Below are 16,533 nucleotides of genomic sequence, written 5' to 3' on the forward strand. Positions count from 1 at the left end.
TTATCATATAAATACATATTAACAGGGGAGAAAAGAGATATGAAAAAAGGGTTGAATGGACTGTTGATTATGCTGGCCTTTGTGCTGGTTTTGGCGGGCTGTGGTAAAACCACGACTACAACAGATACAAGTCAAGGTAGTGGCTCGGGTAGTGCTCCGGCTGAAGAGACAGCAGGTCCTGTTACTGTGAAGCATAAACGTGGAGAGCTTAAGCTTGACAAGCCAGCAGAACGTGTCGTTACGCTTGAATGGACATATACGGAAGATGTTGTTGCCCTGGGTGTTCAACCAGTAGGTAACGCAGATAACGCTAACTATAAAGTGTGGGTAACTTCCGAAGCAGCACTGGATGACAGTGTAACGGATATCGGAACACGCAGTGAACCAAATCTGGAAGCTATTGCTGCATTGAAGCCAGATCTGATCATTGCTAATGCAGATAATAACACTGCGGTCTACGATCAGCTGAATGCAATTGCACCAACGATTGAATATGATCCGTATGATGGTGACGGCTATGATTATGACAAAATGACAGAGATCTTTACTAACATTGCAACGGCTCTGGGTAAAGAAGACAAAGCAAAAGAAGTTCTTAGTGATCTCGATCAGCACTATGTAGAAGCCAAAGAAAAACTGGCTGCTGCGGGTAAAGAAAACTTCAATTTTGCCCTGACACAAGCGTTCACATATCAAAATGCAGTCAGCCTGCGTATGTTTACCGATAACTCGGTCGTAATTGGTACTTTGGACAAAATCGGACTGGTTAACGATTGGCAGCCGGACAAAGTTGAAAACTATGGCTTCTCTACAGTAGGCATTGAATCCTTAACCGATGTGAAGGACAGTAACTTCATTTATATTACACAACCAGACGATGACGTCTTTGGCACAGCCATGAAAGATAACTCGGTTTGGAACGGACTGAACTTTGTGAAGGAAAAACGCACATATCAACTCGATAGCACAACATGGACATTTGGTGGACCGATCTCCTCCAAAGTATTGGTTGATGGGGTAGTCGAGGCGATTACCAAATGAGTTCGGTTCAAGGATCTAAGCCAGCTATGAATTGGCGCACAATAAGCATATATGGGGGCGGTCTAACCGCTCTCATCGTGCTTTTTTTTGTAAGTCTGTGTTATGGAGAAGCATCCATTCCTTTGCATGTCGTTTGGGACGCTCTTACAGGCAGACAGGATTCATTAGAGCATAATATGGTCTGGGACTTGCGCATGCCGCGTACAGTGATCGGTATTCTTGCGGGTGGCGCACTGGCTGTTGCGGGCGCTTTGCTGCAAACGATTACTCGTAATCCACTGGCTGCTTCAGATACGCTGGGCATTAATGCGGGAGCATACTTTGTGGTGGTGCTGGGAGCTATCGCTTTTCCAGGTCTATTAAGTCGGTCACCTTTTCTTTTCGCAGCCCTAGGTGGTTTGCTGGCAGCATTTGCGGCTTATTTCATGGGCGGCGGACGAACATCAAGCCCGGTTCGACTTGCGTTGTCCGGTATGATTGTATCGATGGTGCTTGGTTCATTTACAAGCGCATTACATATTTTTTTCTCCATGGAGACACAAGGGCTGTTCCTTTGGGGCTCAGGAACACTTGTCCAGAATGACTGGAGTGGTGTGTTTTATGCTTTGCCTTGGGTGGTTGGTATTACCCTTCTCGCGTTAATCCTGTCCAGACAGTGGGATATGCTGGAGTTGGATGAATCAACGGCCTCTTCCTTGGGACAAAAGGTTGCATTGGCTCGTGCAGGAGGGTTAATCCTCGCTGTATTGCTGGCCGCCGTGATTGTCAGTGTAATTGGGCCGATTGGCTTCGTGGGATTGGTTGCACCTCATCTGGTTCGATTGAGTGGTGTACGTTCTAATCGATTACTTTTACCCGGTGTGTTCATATGGGGTGCAGCGCTCCTGGTTGGAGCAGATGTCCTCGCCAAGATGGTGCATAACTCCAGCATGGAACTGCCAACGGGTGCCGTTATGGCGATCATTGGTGCACCGTGGCTCATCTGGCTTGTTCTTACACGCATGAAGGCTGCGAACGGATCAGGCATGTCTACTTCAATGAGCACAGGAGGAGCTGCGCGTCGCTTTGCATTTGGCCCGATGGCTGTATTATTCTCAGTCATAACGGTCGTGCTTATCTTGCTCAGTACGATGTTTGGCGGTATGCGAATTCCGCTGGCTGATTGGTTACCGAGTCTGTTCCAATCGGATGGACTGTTCTCCGCGCTGATTCAGCTTCGGATTCCGCGTACACTTGTTGCCGCAGGTGCAGGAGCTGCACTGGCAATCAGTGGTGTGCTCATTCAGATGGCGGTACGTAACCCGCTGGCAGATGCTTCAATTGTGGGTGTGTCCTCAGGTGCAGGGCTTGGAGCGATGATGGTCATCATCTTATGGCCAGGTCTTCCGATATACTTGTTGCCAATTGCGGCAATCATCGGTGCAGCCATTGCTGCAGTGGTTGTGTTCTCCCTCGCCTGGAAGAAAGGACTGAACCCTTCGGCGGTTGTGTTGCTGGGGATCGCGATGTCTGCCATTGCTGGAGCAGGTATTCAGATTCTGATTGTCCGTGGTGCGGTATACGGTAGCAGCGGATATATCTGGCTGACAGGAAGTACCTATGCTCGTACCTGGGAACAGGTGAGGGTTATCGGATTATTTTTAGTTATTCTGGTACCGGTGGCTTGGTGGCTTGCACGCAGATTCGAACTGCTGGTATTTGACGACAATAGTGCATCCGGGCTTGGTCTCGGAGTACGGCGTACACGATTATTAGCCATGACAGTTGGTGTATTACTTGCAGCAGGTGCGGTTGCTTGCGTAGGAACCGTTGGTTTTATCGGCCTGATTGCACCACATATGGTACGGCTACTGACGGGGAATAAGTTAAGACGATCCATGTTCCTATCCGCATTAGCGGGTGCAGTCATGCTGGTGCTCGCCGATACCATCGGCAGAACCGTCATGGCACCGACAGAGATTCCATCGGGCATACTCATTGCAATCATCGGAACACCGTACTTCCTGTATCTGATGTATCGTTCTAACTGGCGCAAGTCTGTATAAATCGTTGAAACAAGAAGCCTGCTCCCCGAGCAGGCTTTTGCTGTCACGTGGTACCATTCAGCCGCTACCTTAAATCACCTAATGCAATGAATGTCTGCTCCCGCACGAAATGACAAAATCCCCTCACGTCTACAAGAAGTAGAGATCACGTTATCAAACGTGAAACTCTTACTCCCTGTGGACCTTGAGGGGATTTTTGCTTGAGCACATTCGAATCGTACTCCCGTTAGCTGGATTTCAGAATCCCGCTGTCATCGACGGATTGTACCGCTTGTTGCAATATTTCATTATCCTGAACGAGGGCGAAGCGCACATACCCTTCCCCTGAAGGACCAAAGGCACTTCCTGGCGTTGCAATGACTCCTGCATGTGTAACCAGATCCATGGCAAATTGCTCTGAGCTGTCGTAGTGAGCGGGAATGCGGCTCCAGACAAACATCGTTGCTTCAGGTTTGGCAATCGGCCAACCGAGATTGCTGAAGCCCTCACAGAGGATGTCTCTGCGTTGTTCATAAATAGCTCTGACCCGTTCAACCTCGGATTGATCACCGGTAATGGCGGCAATTGCTGCTTTTTGGATCGGAAGGAACATCCCGTAATCCATATTGGATTTTAGCTTTTTCAGCATGGAGACCATGGTTGTATTGCCCACACAGAAGCCGATTCGAGCTCCGGCCAGTCCGTACGTTTTTGACAGGGAATTGAACTCCACACCGACGTCCATGGCGCCAGGGAACGCAAGAAAGCTTCCACATGACTTTCCGTCAAACACGAGCTCGCTGTACGCATTATCGTGAAGCACGATAATATCATACTTCTTGGCAAAGGCAATCAGGTCAAGATAGAATTGATCCGGTGCCATCGCGGTTGTTGGATTGTTGGGATAGGAGACCAGCATGAATTTTGCTCGATGAGCGATATCTTCCGGTATATCCTGAAGCTGAATAACATACCCGTTTTCTTCTTTTTGCGGCATATAATACAGTTCTGCACCTGCCAGTAACGGTCCATCCGCGAAGACGGGATAGCAGGGGTCAGGGACCAGCACCAGATCACCTTCATCGACAATGGAGAGGGATATATGTGCCAGCCCTTCCTGTGAACCGAGCAAGGAACAGATCTGTGTTGCCGGGTCTAACTCGACCTGATAGCGCTGCTTGTACCAATCGCTTGCAGCTTGCAGCAACTCACTCTGATCATTCACTGCATATATATAATTAGCCGGATCAGCTGCGGCCTCACATAGTGCAGTTATAATATGCTGCGCAGGTGGAATATTCGGCGTACCCACACTGAGATCAATAACCGGCAGTCCGTTCTCCAGTCTGCGGCGCTTGATCTCCAGCAACCGGGTGAAAATTCCTTCGTTGAAATGATCCATTCGTTTGGCAAAGTTCATGATGATGATTCAGCCTCCAATCCTCTTCGTACGCATATTCATTAATAATAAATGGACAGCGACTAAAAGAGAAGAGCAGAGGAAAGCTTGTGGATCATGACTTTACTTTAAACTGACTTAGTTCCTCTTGCAGTTTGCCAGATAGCTGGTTCAACTGTTTTGACAGATCCGCTACCTGTTCGATACTATCCAGCTGCTCCTGCGTGCTGGCGCTTACTTCTTCCGTCGATGCCGAGTTCTCCTCTGTGGTGGAAGAGATAATCTCCAGTGCCTGGAATATCTCATCTTTGTGTTTGTGTACATTGGCGGTATTGCTGGTAATCTGTATCATACGCTGCTGCAGATCTTTCAGGTCTTGGTTAATACTGAAGAATACATGTTTGGTATCTTCTACGGATTTGGCATTCTCCTCCGCAATCTTCATACCGCGCATGGTATGTTCAACCGACAGGGTTGTTTTCTCTTCAATAACATTCACTTTTTTGTTGATTTCCTCTGTTGCCTGAGCCGTCTGTTCTGCAAGTTTGCGGACCTCTTCGGCAACGACGGCAAATCCTCTTCCATGTTCGCCAGCACGTGCAGCCTCAATGGAGGCATTCAGGGCGAGCAGGTTCGTTTGAGAGGCAATCTGTTTGACTGTATCCACAAAACTGGATATTTCATTCCGACTCAGGTCAATCTCCTGGATAATAGAGGACATTGCTTGGGTGGACTGGTGGTTTTCGTCGGACCATTTCGATAATTGTTCCACGACCGCAAGTCCTTGGCTGCTTTGATCAGCAGATGTCTGCACGACCGTTCCCATAGCTTGCGCATCGGTCGCAATTTCATCAATTTGGCTGGATAATGAGCCTGTTTTGCGTAAGATATTTTCCGTTTCAATGGACTGATAATTCGTTGCATTAGCAATCTCGTTGATGGCTGTTGATGTGTCATTCATGGTCACAGCCGTTCGTGAGGAGATGGCTTGCAGATCATTCGACGACTGGTTCAGGATTTGTGCCGAGCTGCCGACCATTTGCAGCATGCCCTGAATTTTCTGCACCATGGAATTCAAGCCTGTTGCGATCTGTCCAATTTCATTATTAGATTTGATATCCAGTTTGACAGTCAGGTCACCTTGTTCAATCTGTTTAATCTTGGCCAGCAGCTGTGGTATTGAGCGTAACAGACGGCGAAGGGTAATGTAACAGATAATCACAAGCAAAAGGGTGGCTGCAGCAAAACCGCCAAGCGTGATCCACGTGAACGTTTTTAATTCCGTGAGAACTTCTTCTTCGGATATGGTCAGACCAACGGACCATCCCGTATCCTTGCTGGTAGCGTAGCCGATATAACGACGTTCCCCATTGTCGTTCATAAGCTGTACGCCGTTTTCACCGGCAAGCATTTTCTTGCCGATGTCCCCCATGTCCCCCGTACTGTCCAGGATGTTCTCCTTCAATACCTTCTCTTGATCTGGATGGTACAGAATTTCCCCGCTCTTGGACAGCAACATGGAATAGCCCGTGCTTCCAAGGGAATAACTCTCCATAATCGCCGGAATATCCTTGAATGCAATATCCGCTGCGGCAAAGCCGATCGTGGTGTTGTTTTCGTCTTTGATCGGATAAAAGATACCCATGAGTACATCGCCTGCTGCAATATCAATGTACGGATCGGAGAAATAAAGTCCGTCTGCGTCGGTAACCGGCTTGTAGTATGGACGTGACTGGATATCAAAGTCCGGTGCAGATACGACACCATCATTTTGAATCCAAAAGCCTTTTCCATCCAGACCCGCGACCCAGGCATCGGCAAACGAAGGCTCTGCCTTAACGATAGCGGCGAGTGTTGCCTGTGTTTCCGCAGCGTAGGTAGAACTTGCCGCATCCGCAGCAGATGCTGTTGTTTCTATGTATTGCTGAAATAATGTGTTGGTGGACATTTGCTTGACCAGCGCACCTTTTTCCTTGAATAGTGCATCAAATTCACTAACAATGGCTTGTGTCTTGGTCTGGAGCATGGATTCCTGCTGTTTCACCAGAATGTTTCGTGTACTTGCAAACATAAATGTTCCCAGCACGGCAAAGACAACTACGATAATGACGAGCAGCACAATGGACAACGTATTTGCCATACTGGATGTCCGTGCTCCCTTTTTCCCCCACTTGTTCAACATGTTCGACATATTCCATCTCCCCAGATGAGTAATAAAAAGCTCAAAACGCCTAAGTTATATGTCGGCTTAATCTATAGTTTTATGTAGATTTCTGTCGAATAATCCTGAAAGCAACGGGAAGGAAAGGCATGAGTATGAGCAGGATGAAAGGGGAGGGATGAAAAAAGAGGAAAGGAATGAAAAAACGGGATCGGTAGTGGTTCATCCAGGCGATCTTGTTTATAATGGAATGAATTGGAACTATGGATGGAAAAGGGGGATTATCTGTGAGTGAGTTATGGCATGCTTCAATACAGGGGGTTCCATGGAATGCCGAAAAGATGCACCAGGCGGTGCATCTGTTGCGTCGCAGAGCAACGGTTCATTTTCGCGTTGACGCGGATACATACGAGGAACTTGCCGAGCTCGATGCCAAAGTATTCTTTGCCCGGCCGGATCTGATTCTACACATATCACATATGGACCCTAAAGGGGTATATTCATCCGGATTTTTGGGGCGACTGGCACAGTTGAAACATGTGTCTGCCTTGCAGCTTGATCTTTCGCAGGCTCAGGATTTGACGATACTGGGTGCGATGGAGCAACTGCAGTTTCTAAGATTGAATTCACCTGCAAAGGCGACCGTGCTCGATTTTATTAAACACTACAAACGATTGACCTTTCTTGAACTGCGTGGCAAATTCAACGGATTTGCTTCCATTGCGGCATGCCTCCAACTGCATACGCTCATTCTGAACTGCACGGTCGAAAGTGCTAATGTGTTGGCGGAACTGCCTATGCTTCAGTATCTATCCCTGGATCACTGTGAGTTAAGAGCGGAATTGGACGTATTGACACAGTCGACCATCTCGATGTTGAAGCTAAGCTCTGTTCGCAAACTGACGAGTATTCAGGGACTCGAACAGATGCGGGGGCTGGAATATCTGCATCTGTCCTTGCCCAAGCTGGAGCAGTTATGCGACTTTTCCCATATGACCTCTCTCAGACAGCTCGAACTGGACTATATGAAATCGTTGCGGGATACCACACATCTATGGACAGCCCGTGCTTTGGAGTCTATTGAACTGAAAGAGATGAATACGGCGCTCAAGGCGGATTCTTTTGCTGGACTAACCGGGCTGGAGCATTTGCGCCAAATCGATTTTCGTTTTATTGATGTTAACAAAGGACGGATTGCAGCTATGCGTGATCAGCTGGACAAGGCTGGAAAATCCCATTTGTTATATGAAAATATCCCTGAGCATGAACGCATGAATTCCATAGGTATTGCACACTTGTCGCAGGTATTAATGTAAACGGGTCTCTATCTAGGTGTTTGTATCCGTTAATGCGGGTATGTTGATCTCTTTCACGCAGGCCGCTTTGGACAAGCTGATAATACATCGAACGATGGCGACCATATCCTGCAGGGGAATGCGTGTCCCATCATACTCGGCAAGTGCACGTTCCATCCCGTCTTCATACGGAATTTCTGCCGCCAGTTCTCCCGGGTTGATACATGTCACCGCGATGCGGTCATCTCTCGTATGTTCTCTTAAAGCTTCCGTAATACCCCGTATGGCAAATTTGGATGCGACAAATGAAACCTGGCTGCTACCTGCATTGCTCAAACCGGCTGTTGAACCGATCAGGATAATCTTCCCTGCTTCAGACTGGCGGAGATGAGGCAGTAAAGCCTGTATACATACAATGGTTGAAGTCACATTTACATGGATCAGCTGACTGATATCTGCGGGTTCATCCCGATCAAACGTATAGTGCTCTTCAAATCCTTCCTTTTCCCAGATCCCCACGTTATAAATAAGCACATCCAACGTCTCGCCTTGAAGCTGGCTGGCAATATGCTCCGCGGCCTGAAGCTCGGAAAGATCAGCTTGAATCCATATTCGCTCGACGCCATCCGCCACGGACAGACTTTCCGGCTTGCTGCGGGAGACCACCCAAACTTTATCGCCGGACTGTGGCACGCCTCGGACGAATGCATCGCCCAATCCTTTACTTGCACCGAAGACAATTATATTTTTCACATGAAACCCTCCTTACAGATTAGAAATGTTTAAGTATTTTCATTACTTTATATCTTACTATAGAGGTGATATATGGAACATGAAGTTTGAATGAGATATGCTTCATCCTTGTCAAGATTCAAGATTTTTGAAGTTAAAAGGTGAAGCTCTTCATAAGAAATGTACTGAAAAGGACCTGGCTCCCCACATGGTGGAGTTCCAGGTCCTGATCAATAAGCGAAAAATTAATAACCGAGTAAAACCACATTTATTCTACGCGGAAATAATCGAAATCTGCATATCCTCCGGTAGACTTGGTTGCATAATTGAATAGTGCAAACCGGTATCCCATAAAGTGTGGCAGGGTGTAAGACATTTGAAGTGTATTGCCAATGGTGGTCCAGTTGCTGCCATCCAGACTATAAGCAAAGTAGGCTTTGTCTGTCTGGTTCGTAAAATCACAGATGACGCGGAGATAGATTCTGTTCTGGTTTAATGGCATAGTTGCTACTTCGGTTATGGTGCCGGAACTGGCATTAGCCATAACGATGGATTTGGTGCTGCCCGTCATTTTTACGCCAACAAAACCATATCTGGCCTGAAAAGCAGCGAGTCCGGCATAATCACCATCCTTCATGCCTGCTGTATCCAAAGCGGTAATTCCCGTGCTTTTTGGACCAAAGGTTCGTTGTGTCAACGTGTTGCGGGCTTCTAACAGATTTTTGCTGATTTTGCCTGTGGTTAACCGCATGAAACCGGGCCGCTGGAGCAGGGACCAGTTGGCAGCATCAGGGTTATGATTCCACTGCCAGAAAGTAGCGAGACTGGATGTACCGGAAGATGAGTTGCTCGTCAAGGAGACGTCATCCACATAAAACGCCATCAGATCATTGGTCGGTTCCGGATTCGAGTTATACGGTGTTTCCACAAAAATAAAGCTTTGGGACAGGTCAGCATTCGACGGAACGGTATACGTACCTTGAAGAGTGCCCCATTGTCCGCGGGTTAGCGTCGAACTACCCATAATGGAAATTCCGGTATAACTTGCACCGTTCTGGATGCTCAGATTGAACGTTTTGGATGCAGGACCAGTAGTGTATTTGATTTTTGCGGAAAAAGAGTACGTTTCTCCCGGTACCAGCTTGCCTGTAACCATCTGTTTGGCACCACCCGCTGTCTGCTGTCTGCCGCTGACGAGCAGGCTTTTGGCACCGCTAAAAGCTTCGGCATTTGTTAAGTTGATGGTTGCCGTATTGTTGCTGGACCACGGCTGAATGGTGCTCTCCTCAAAGCCGCCGTTCACTAATAGTTGCGTTACTGAGGGGGTGCCTGATGTGGTTGCGTTGAACTCATCGGACCCGTAGATTTTGGCAGCAGGCTGACCTTCAACGGGCAGACTCATGTTCAGGGGAACCTTGCCGTTCACCCCAAACACAGGCCAGTTATCCGACCACGTCACCGGAACGAGATAGGGGATGCGCCCAATGGCCCCGCTGTCTCGAAACAGCAAGCCGTACCATGCACCGGATGCGGTATCCACGATGCCTCCTTGGGCGATGCCCGAGTCTCGTAGTACAACTTTACCTGTGTATGGTCCTGTCAATGTGTTTGCACGATAGGCAAGCTGAATGCGGCCATCACCCGAAGGCCAGGCAATCAGGAATACATAGTACATGCCATTGATCTTCTGAATGTGTGCTCCTTCTGCCTTTACAATCATGTTAGAGCCGGCTACACTGCTCGCGTTTGGGATCAGGACCTGATTAAGCCCGCCGGACTTGACACCCTTGGCATCAGGTGTCAGCTCAACGATACTGATGTTGTCACTGCCATGAACAAGAAAGGTGCGATTCCCGTCAAACAAAAGGGAAGGGTCATGGTAATAACTGTTCAAGGTGTAAGGCGTCCATGGTCCAGTTTCAATATTGTTGGTTTGGTAAATATACGTCTTGCCCGTGGAAAGCGAGCCAAAGGCTACATAATATATACCGTTGTTGTACCGCAAGCTGCTTGCCCAGGAACCACGTCCGTACTCGTTTTGTCCGTTGTTCAGATTCTGTATATCCCCGTTTCCAAGCGTATCATACACATAGTTTACGATGCTCCAGTTAACCAGATCATAAGATTTCATGACGGGTACTCCCGGATTCATATGCATCGTTGTGCTTGTCATATAAAAGGCATTGCCCACTCGAATGACGTCACTGTCAGGAACATCCGCGTAAATAACCGGATTGCTGAACGTTGCTGCGGAAGCAGCCGGACTTGTCATAGGGAGTGATGCCATAAACAAAGGAAGAGCGAGTAGAAGAGTACCAATTTTTTTCCACATATTCTATCCTCCCGATCGATCATGTCCGATGAATTACAGCGAGTACTCCAGATAATCAATGTAAGCATCCCAAGTACCATTATCCGTTGTAACGACCAACTTGATTTCCTGATTGCCGGTAGCATGAGTGATGCCGGTGAGGGTTTGAACGGTCGGCTCTGTTCCCGTGAAGTAGAAAGAACCAGCGGTTACACCCCCGATGACCAGGTCAACACGGGCTGTATTATTGTTGTTGTTGGAAGCGCCGCGGACAGAGAATTGATGGGTTGGGAATGCAAAATATTGATTGTATGCTGCATAATCATTGTTCGCGTAAAGAGCGACTCCATTAAAAGGGGAACTGACTACGCCTGCATATTGGCCGCCAAGCGTCATATTCTCGGCTTCGTAACGGGTAACGTTTGGATTGGGATTAGGATTAGGGTTAGGGTTGCCGCCCGAACCGGATGTGAACTGCCAGTAGTCCAGATTGAACAGATTTCCGTTACCTGCGCCTGTAAACACCAGATACAAACGGTGCACACCCGTCGCGTTGGTTACATTGGTCTCCATCTCGCGCCAAGTCTGCGAACCGCCCGTTGAGCTTACGTTGAGTGTTCCAACCAGAGGACCTGTCGGACTGTCCAGTCGAACCTCGATGTTGCCATTTCCGGTAGAAGCAACATTGGCCTTGAACTTGGAGGCTCCAGCTGAGCCAAAATCAACATTGCCGACCGCGATCCAATCCCCGTTATGAATATTAGTGACATTCTGATTGGCTACAGGTCCGCCGCTCGCTTGAGTTGGTTCAGTGTTAATTCCTGCTTGCCAGCCAATGGTTTCGGCTTCCACCCGGACATACGGGTTGAGGTTAGTGGTCTGAGGTACACCTGTCATATTCCCCTGAACTTCCTGGATTGTTCCATCCGCATTATGTGTCAGTTTGTTGATATGTGTGGAACGGTACCCTTTACCATCACCGAGGAATGCCTTGCTTACCGTTTGCGCATGGTACGCCACATACCATTCGTTGTTGAATTGGAACACGGCATGGTGGTTATTGCCGCCTACACCGAAGAACGTGCCAGGATTTTTTAGAAAGTGTCCTTTATACGTGAAAGGCCCCATCGGACTGTCGCTGACCATGTATCCGATCTCACCTTTTGGATATGCAGAGGGATGTGTTCCCGCGAAGTTGATACAGTAGGAATAATAATATTTGCCGTTATACTTGTGGATGCCGGAATCTTCGAACATATAAGGAGAATCAATAGTCACAGCACTGCCCACCACACTGGTCATGTCGGCACCGAGACGAATGACCCGAGCTGTTTTGGGATTGGCAATGGAAGCAGCGTTGGTATCGTTTGGAATGCCGCCTCCAGCATACAAGTAAGCAGAACCATCATCATCGACAAGTACAGCCGGATCAAAGAGCCAGGTTACGCCGGACATACCCGGTGTTCCGTGTGTCAGGAGGGCACGTCCGAGCGGGTCGGACCACGGTCCAATGGGGGAATCCGCCGTGAGTACGCCAATACCTCCACCTGAGTTGGCAAAATACAGGAAAAACTTTTCTTTGCCAGCAATGGTTTTCTTCGCCATGGCAGGAGCCCAGGACTGAGTAGCCCATTTGGCAATCCCTTGTCCATTATTGGCATTATTCGCACCTGCTACAGGGATGGAACCATGGTCTGTCCAGTTCACCATGTCAGCTGAAGAGATGACGTTAATTTTCCCAATCGTGCTGTACTGGTTCTCTCGGACAGAGCCGTCGCTGTTGTACAGATATGCATCACCTGTCATATAGACATAGACCCGATTGTTATGGACGAGCACATAAGGATCGGCTCCCAGTTTATGATCGATGAGGGGATTAGAGTTTCCAGGAAGTTTGGCAACGGCTGCATTGGCTGCATGGCTGGATTCAACGGGCAGGGTGACAAAGATTAGCAGACACGACAACAACAAAACTAGCGGTTTACGAATCATACGTTTCGCCTCCATGAGATTGGATTAGTTGGTGAGCTGAAATTCAGAATAGCTGAGATGATGAAATGCCGAAAAAACGAAGAGATTTCCCTCATGTCACCCCCTTCTTGAAATAATGGTTAGGTTGGCTGTTAGGATAAGTCTTCATGTTGTCATATATGGTTTAAGCCAGACGACCTGTGCACCGGGTACGTGGTCACGGCAGCAAGGGGAGTGGCTATAACCCGAAGTAAGCCTGCATCTATGAGTGCGATTAGAAAAGCTATAATCTGTCAGGTTTCTTTTTGTAATCGCTTTCAATAAAATGGGTTAGAATACTGAAATTTGGCGAAGAAAGAAGTTTGGTCACATTTAAATGTAATTATTTTTCATATTTTCTTTTAAATGTTTATTAACTTGACGATATCATATCACAATTTTAAGATAATACAATCTTTTTCTATTTTTTAGTAGAGGATGAAGAAGATCATTATTCTATGTGTTTGATATTGGCTTGATGGTAAAAATACTATCTCGTATTCTATAAAACTACACTTTCAAGCATAGCTTTGCCCGGCCAACAATTAGATACGAGAAAAAGACGTCTTAAGCTGCGACCGTTTCCCTGGAATCTACCAGAGGAACGGTTATTTTCGTTTTTTTCTGGAATCGATCCTGGTTATAAAACAAAATACTCGCTTACTTGTTGTTCAACTTGCATTAGCATAATTTCATCCCCATGTTGTACATATTCCAATTTTTGTATAGCTAAAGCCCTGAGCGTAGAAGGTTGTTAAGTGATAATGGTGGGGTGCCCCCTGTGTTTTGTCCACACCGTTGATTGAGTGTTTGAATATTACTATCGAGTGAGCTTATGCCAAATACTGCTAGAGTCAGAGGTTCATAAAGGTGGGATGGGAAAATGACTATTTTGTCAACTGGGCCGATTGAAAACAATCCGGTTTCCGGGGTTAGACCGACCCAACAGGTAACGATTAGATTGGTAAGTCGGGCTGAGGTGGATTCTGTAACAGTGTCCATTCAGGGTTATGTGTTAAGCACAACAAGAACGCTGTATGTGAGTGAAGTAATCAGTATTGCCCCTAATGAAGCAGTGACCAGAAATTATTTTGCAGATTTAGATGCTTTTGAGTTTGTTTTTGGAACAGATGAGGAAGGCGTGGAGGAAGTAGAGATTTCAGTGTGGGGGAAACAAGCCTCTGGACAATTGGTTGATGCACACCGAGTGGTCGAGCACGAAAAAACAGTTAATAACATCTAGCAGATCAGAAATCCCAAAAAGAGGAGATGTAGCGATGAGCTTTTTATCAACAGGGCCAATAGAAAATAATGCTGTTAGCGGTGTAAGGCCGACTCAGACAGTTACAGTCAAAATTGATAACCGCAGTGATGTGAGTACCTCAACCATACAAATACAAGGGTATTACATGAGTGGTGGAATGAGGGTGCTGTATGTCAGTGAGTCTTTTGACATCGCACCGAATCAAATAATAACCAACAACTATTTTGCGAATCTTGATGCCTTCGAGTTTACTTTTACAACAACAGCGACGGTTAATGATCCTGTGCAAGTATCCGTATGGGGTAAGAGCAGCACAGGCGCTTTGGTAACAGCCCATCGTTTGGTTTCTTCCGAATTGCTGGGTGAAACCCCAAGCATCAACGGAGCTACAGGCGCAACCGGGGCTACGGGAGCAACGGGAGCGACAGGCACAACAGGTGCAACCGGAGTAACGGGAGCGACAGGTACAGCGGGCACAACCGGAGTAACGGGAGCGACAGGTACAGCGGGCACAACCGGAGTAACAGGAGCGACAGGTACAGCAGGTACAACCGGAGTAACCGGGGCGACAGGTACAGCGGGCACAACCGGAGTAACAGGAGCGACAGGTACAGCAGGTACAACCGGAGTAACGGGAGCAACAGGCACAGCAGGTACAACCGGAGTAACCGGGGCGACAGGTACAGCGGGCACAACCGGAGTAACGGGAGCGACAGGTACAGCGGGTACAACCGGAGTAACAGGAGCGACAGGTACAGCAGGTACAACCGGAGCAACGGGAGCAACGGGAGCAACAGGCACAGCAGGTACAACCGGAGCAACGGGAGCAACAGGCACAACAGGTGCAACGGGTGTAACGGGAGCGACAGGCACGGCAGGTACAACCGGAGCAACCGGGGCAACCGGGGCTACGGGTGCGACAGGTTCTGGAACAATTATTCCTTATGCATCAGGGCTTCCCGTTGTGTTGACTACAGTTTTGGGTGGACTTTTGAATACTTCCAGTTTAGTTGGTTTTGGCAACAGTGCTACCGGAGTAAGTGTTAACGGAGGAATTATTGATCTCACAGGCGCTGCAGGCACATTGCTTAACTTTGCTTTCTCGGCATCGCGTGCAGGAACGATTACTTCACTGGCCGCTTATTTCAGCACGACAGCTGGACTTAGTTTGGTTGGATCTACAGTAACCTTAACTGCACAATTATTCAGATCCACTACACCTAATAACTCCTTTACAGCTGTACCAGGTGCATTGGTAACCTTGGCTCCTCCACTGACCGGCATTTTGGCACTGGGAACAATATCCAGCGGAGTGACTACAGGACTGAGTATTCCAGTATCTGCAGGTGACCGCCTGCTTATGGTGTTCTCAGCATCAGTAACAGCCGGAATTGATGTGGCTACAACCGTAGCCGGATATGCAAGCGGCGGCCTTACCATCACTTAACGGAAATTTAGCTCTATAACAAGTTCATAAACAGTGACACCTTGCCAACATGGTGAGAGGTCCCTGTTTATGTGTGTGCTTTTGTTTTCAAACTCTCTTCAAATGAAAGATAAGGACTATACAAAAACATAAAAAGGCGAGGATTGCTCCTCGCCTCGTACATACCGTGGTCTACTCAATTTCACTCCGTTTTGGTTAGGCTGTCTACGACAAATTTAAGTTGGGCTTCCAACGAAATTGGGTCACTAAACACGAAGCCACGGCTTTCCTCGCGATAAACGTGGTTATTCTGGACAGCAGGGAGGTTATCCCAGATAAGACCTTCAAAAACGGAATCCCAACTCTTATCACCTGTCCATCCACTTTTGAGTTTTTTTTTGGATTTGTACTTCACCGTTTCCTTTATATTCTTCCAAAGACTATGATCAATGCCAGAACTATAAAGAAGATATTAACGCCGAGCTCCCGGTACTCTTTACGCCGAATATGAAACAGCATTCCAAGCATTGTGACAACAGCCAAAGCGATCGCGGCGATCGGCGTAAGCACAGGAGTGATGTTCAGCGCCCAAGGCAAAACTAGGCCAAGTGCTCCTAGTAGCTCCGCGATACCGATCAGAACAACTAGATTCTTCGGCACATCATTGATCCAGGCCCAGGTCTTTTTTGACGACTCGATACGAATGGTTTTCATCCATCCTGAATATACGAAACCTAGCGCCAATATGATTTGTATGATCCATAACGTTACATTCATCTTTTCTTTTCCCCTTACTTGCTCGATTTTAATATCTGCCTCTATACTAAAGTGAGAAAGCCGAATCAGGAAGTAGGCACTTAAACCTAACCA

The 16,533-nt window shown here is 47.6% G+C and carries 11 protein-coding genes; 5 read left to right on the top strand and 6 right to left on the bottom strand.

What is annotated here, in order from left to right:
• Positions 1-39: 39 nt before the first annotated feature.
• Together MKX68_RS19545 and MKX68_RS19550 are read left to right on the top strand one after the other, a co-directional pair.
• Positions 40-1,041, top strand: coding sequence for an ABC transporter substrate-binding protein (locus tag MKX68_RS19545; RefSeq protein ID WP_340913804.1), 1,002 nt, complete (start codon positions 40-42; stop codon positions 1,039-1,041).
• Positions 1,038-3,086, top strand: a complete 2,049-nt coding sequence (locus MKX68_RS19550) for an iron ABC transporter permease (RefSeq protein WP_340913806.1) — start codon at positions 1,038-1,040, stop codon at positions 3,084-3,086. Before MKX68_RS19545 ends, MKX68_RS19550 begins: the two co-directional genes overlap by 4 nt.
• Before the next feature lie 226 nt (positions 3,087-3,312).
• Here MKX68_RS19550 and MKX68_RS19555 read toward each other — a convergent pair whose 3' ends face one another.
• Together MKX68_RS19555 and MKX68_RS19560 are read right to left on the bottom strand one after the other, a co-directional pair.
• Positions 3,313-4,485 (bottom strand): aminotransferase class I/II-fold pyridoxal phosphate-dependent enzyme, encoded by a 1,173-nt coding sequence (locus MKX68_RS19555; RefSeq protein ID WP_091028159.1) that lies wholly within the window; start codon positions 4,483-4,485, stop codon positions 3,313-3,315.
• A 94-nt stretch (positions 4,486-4,579) separates the two neighbouring features.
• On the bottom strand, positions 4,580-6,655 hold the full coding sequence (locus tag MKX68_RS19560; RefSeq protein WP_340913808.1) for a methyl-accepting chemotaxis protein: 2,076 nt from the start codon (positions 6,653-6,655) through the stop codon (positions 4,580-4,582).
• A 257-nt stretch (positions 6,656-6,912) separates the two neighbouring features.
• On the opposite strand from MKX68_RS19560, the gene MKX68_RS19565 reads away from it, so the two are divergent.
• Entirely contained in the window at positions 6,913-7,941 is a 1,029-nt protein-coding gene (locus tag MKX68_RS19565; RefSeq protein ID WP_340913809.1) for a hypothetical protein, read from the top strand.
• Between the two features lie 12 nt (positions 7,942-7,953).
• Here MKX68_RS19565 and MKX68_RS19570 read toward each other — a convergent pair whose 3' ends face one another.
• The 3 genes from MKX68_RS19570 to MKX68_RS19580 form a co-directional block, all read right to left on the bottom strand.
• Complete coding sequence (locus tag MKX68_RS19570) at positions 7,954-8,673, bottom strand: SDR family NAD(P)-dependent oxidoreductase (protein WP_340913811.1); 720 nt, start codon at positions 8,671-8,673, stop codon at positions 7,954-7,956.
• Positions 8,674-8,920: 247 nt separating this feature from the next.
• The gene (locus MKX68_RS19575; protein ID WP_340913813.1) at positions 8,921-10,984 is read right to left on the bottom strand and encodes a beta-xylosidase family glycoside hydrolase; all 2,064 of its coding nucleotides are present in this window, start codon (positions 10,982-10,984) and stop codon (positions 8,921-8,923) included.
• Between the two features lie 33 nt (positions 10,985-11,017).
• A complete protein-coding gene (locus MKX68_RS19580; RefSeq protein WP_340913815.1) occupies positions 11,018-12,955 on the bottom strand; it encodes a carbohydrate-binding protein in 1,938 nt (645 codons plus the stop codon).
• 901 nt (positions 12,956-13,856) lie between these two features.
• Here MKX68_RS19580 and MKX68_RS19585 point away from each other — a divergent pair.
• Together MKX68_RS19585 and MKX68_RS19590 are read left to right on the top strand one after the other, a co-directional pair.
• Positions 13,857-14,216 carry a hypothetical protein gene (locus MKX68_RS19585; RefSeq protein WP_340913816.1) on the top strand — a complete coding sequence of 120 codons (360 nt, stop codon included), beginning with the start codon at positions 13,857-13,859 and terminating at the stop codon, positions 14,214-14,216.
• A gap of 34 nt (positions 14,217-14,250) precedes the next feature.
• Positions 14,251-15,684, top strand: a complete 1,434-nt coding sequence (locus MKX68_RS19590; RefSeq protein WP_340913817.1) for an exosporium glycoprotein BclB-related protein — start codon at positions 14,251-14,253, stop codon at positions 15,682-15,684.
• Between the two features lie 402 nt (positions 15,685-16,086).
• Here MKX68_RS19590 and MKX68_RS19600 read toward each other — a convergent pair whose 3' ends face one another.
• On the bottom strand, positions 16,087-16,440 hold the full coding sequence (locus MKX68_RS19600) for a DoxX family protein (RefSeq protein WP_340913818.1): 354 nt from the start codon (positions 16,438-16,440) through the stop codon (positions 16,087-16,089).
• Positions 16,441-16,533: the final 93 nt, after the last annotated feature.

It is taken from the genome of Paenibacillus sp. FSL M8-0212, from assembly GCF_038004645.1.
GTDB lineage: Bacteria > Bacillota > Bacilli > Paenibacillales > Paenibacillaceae > Paenibacillus.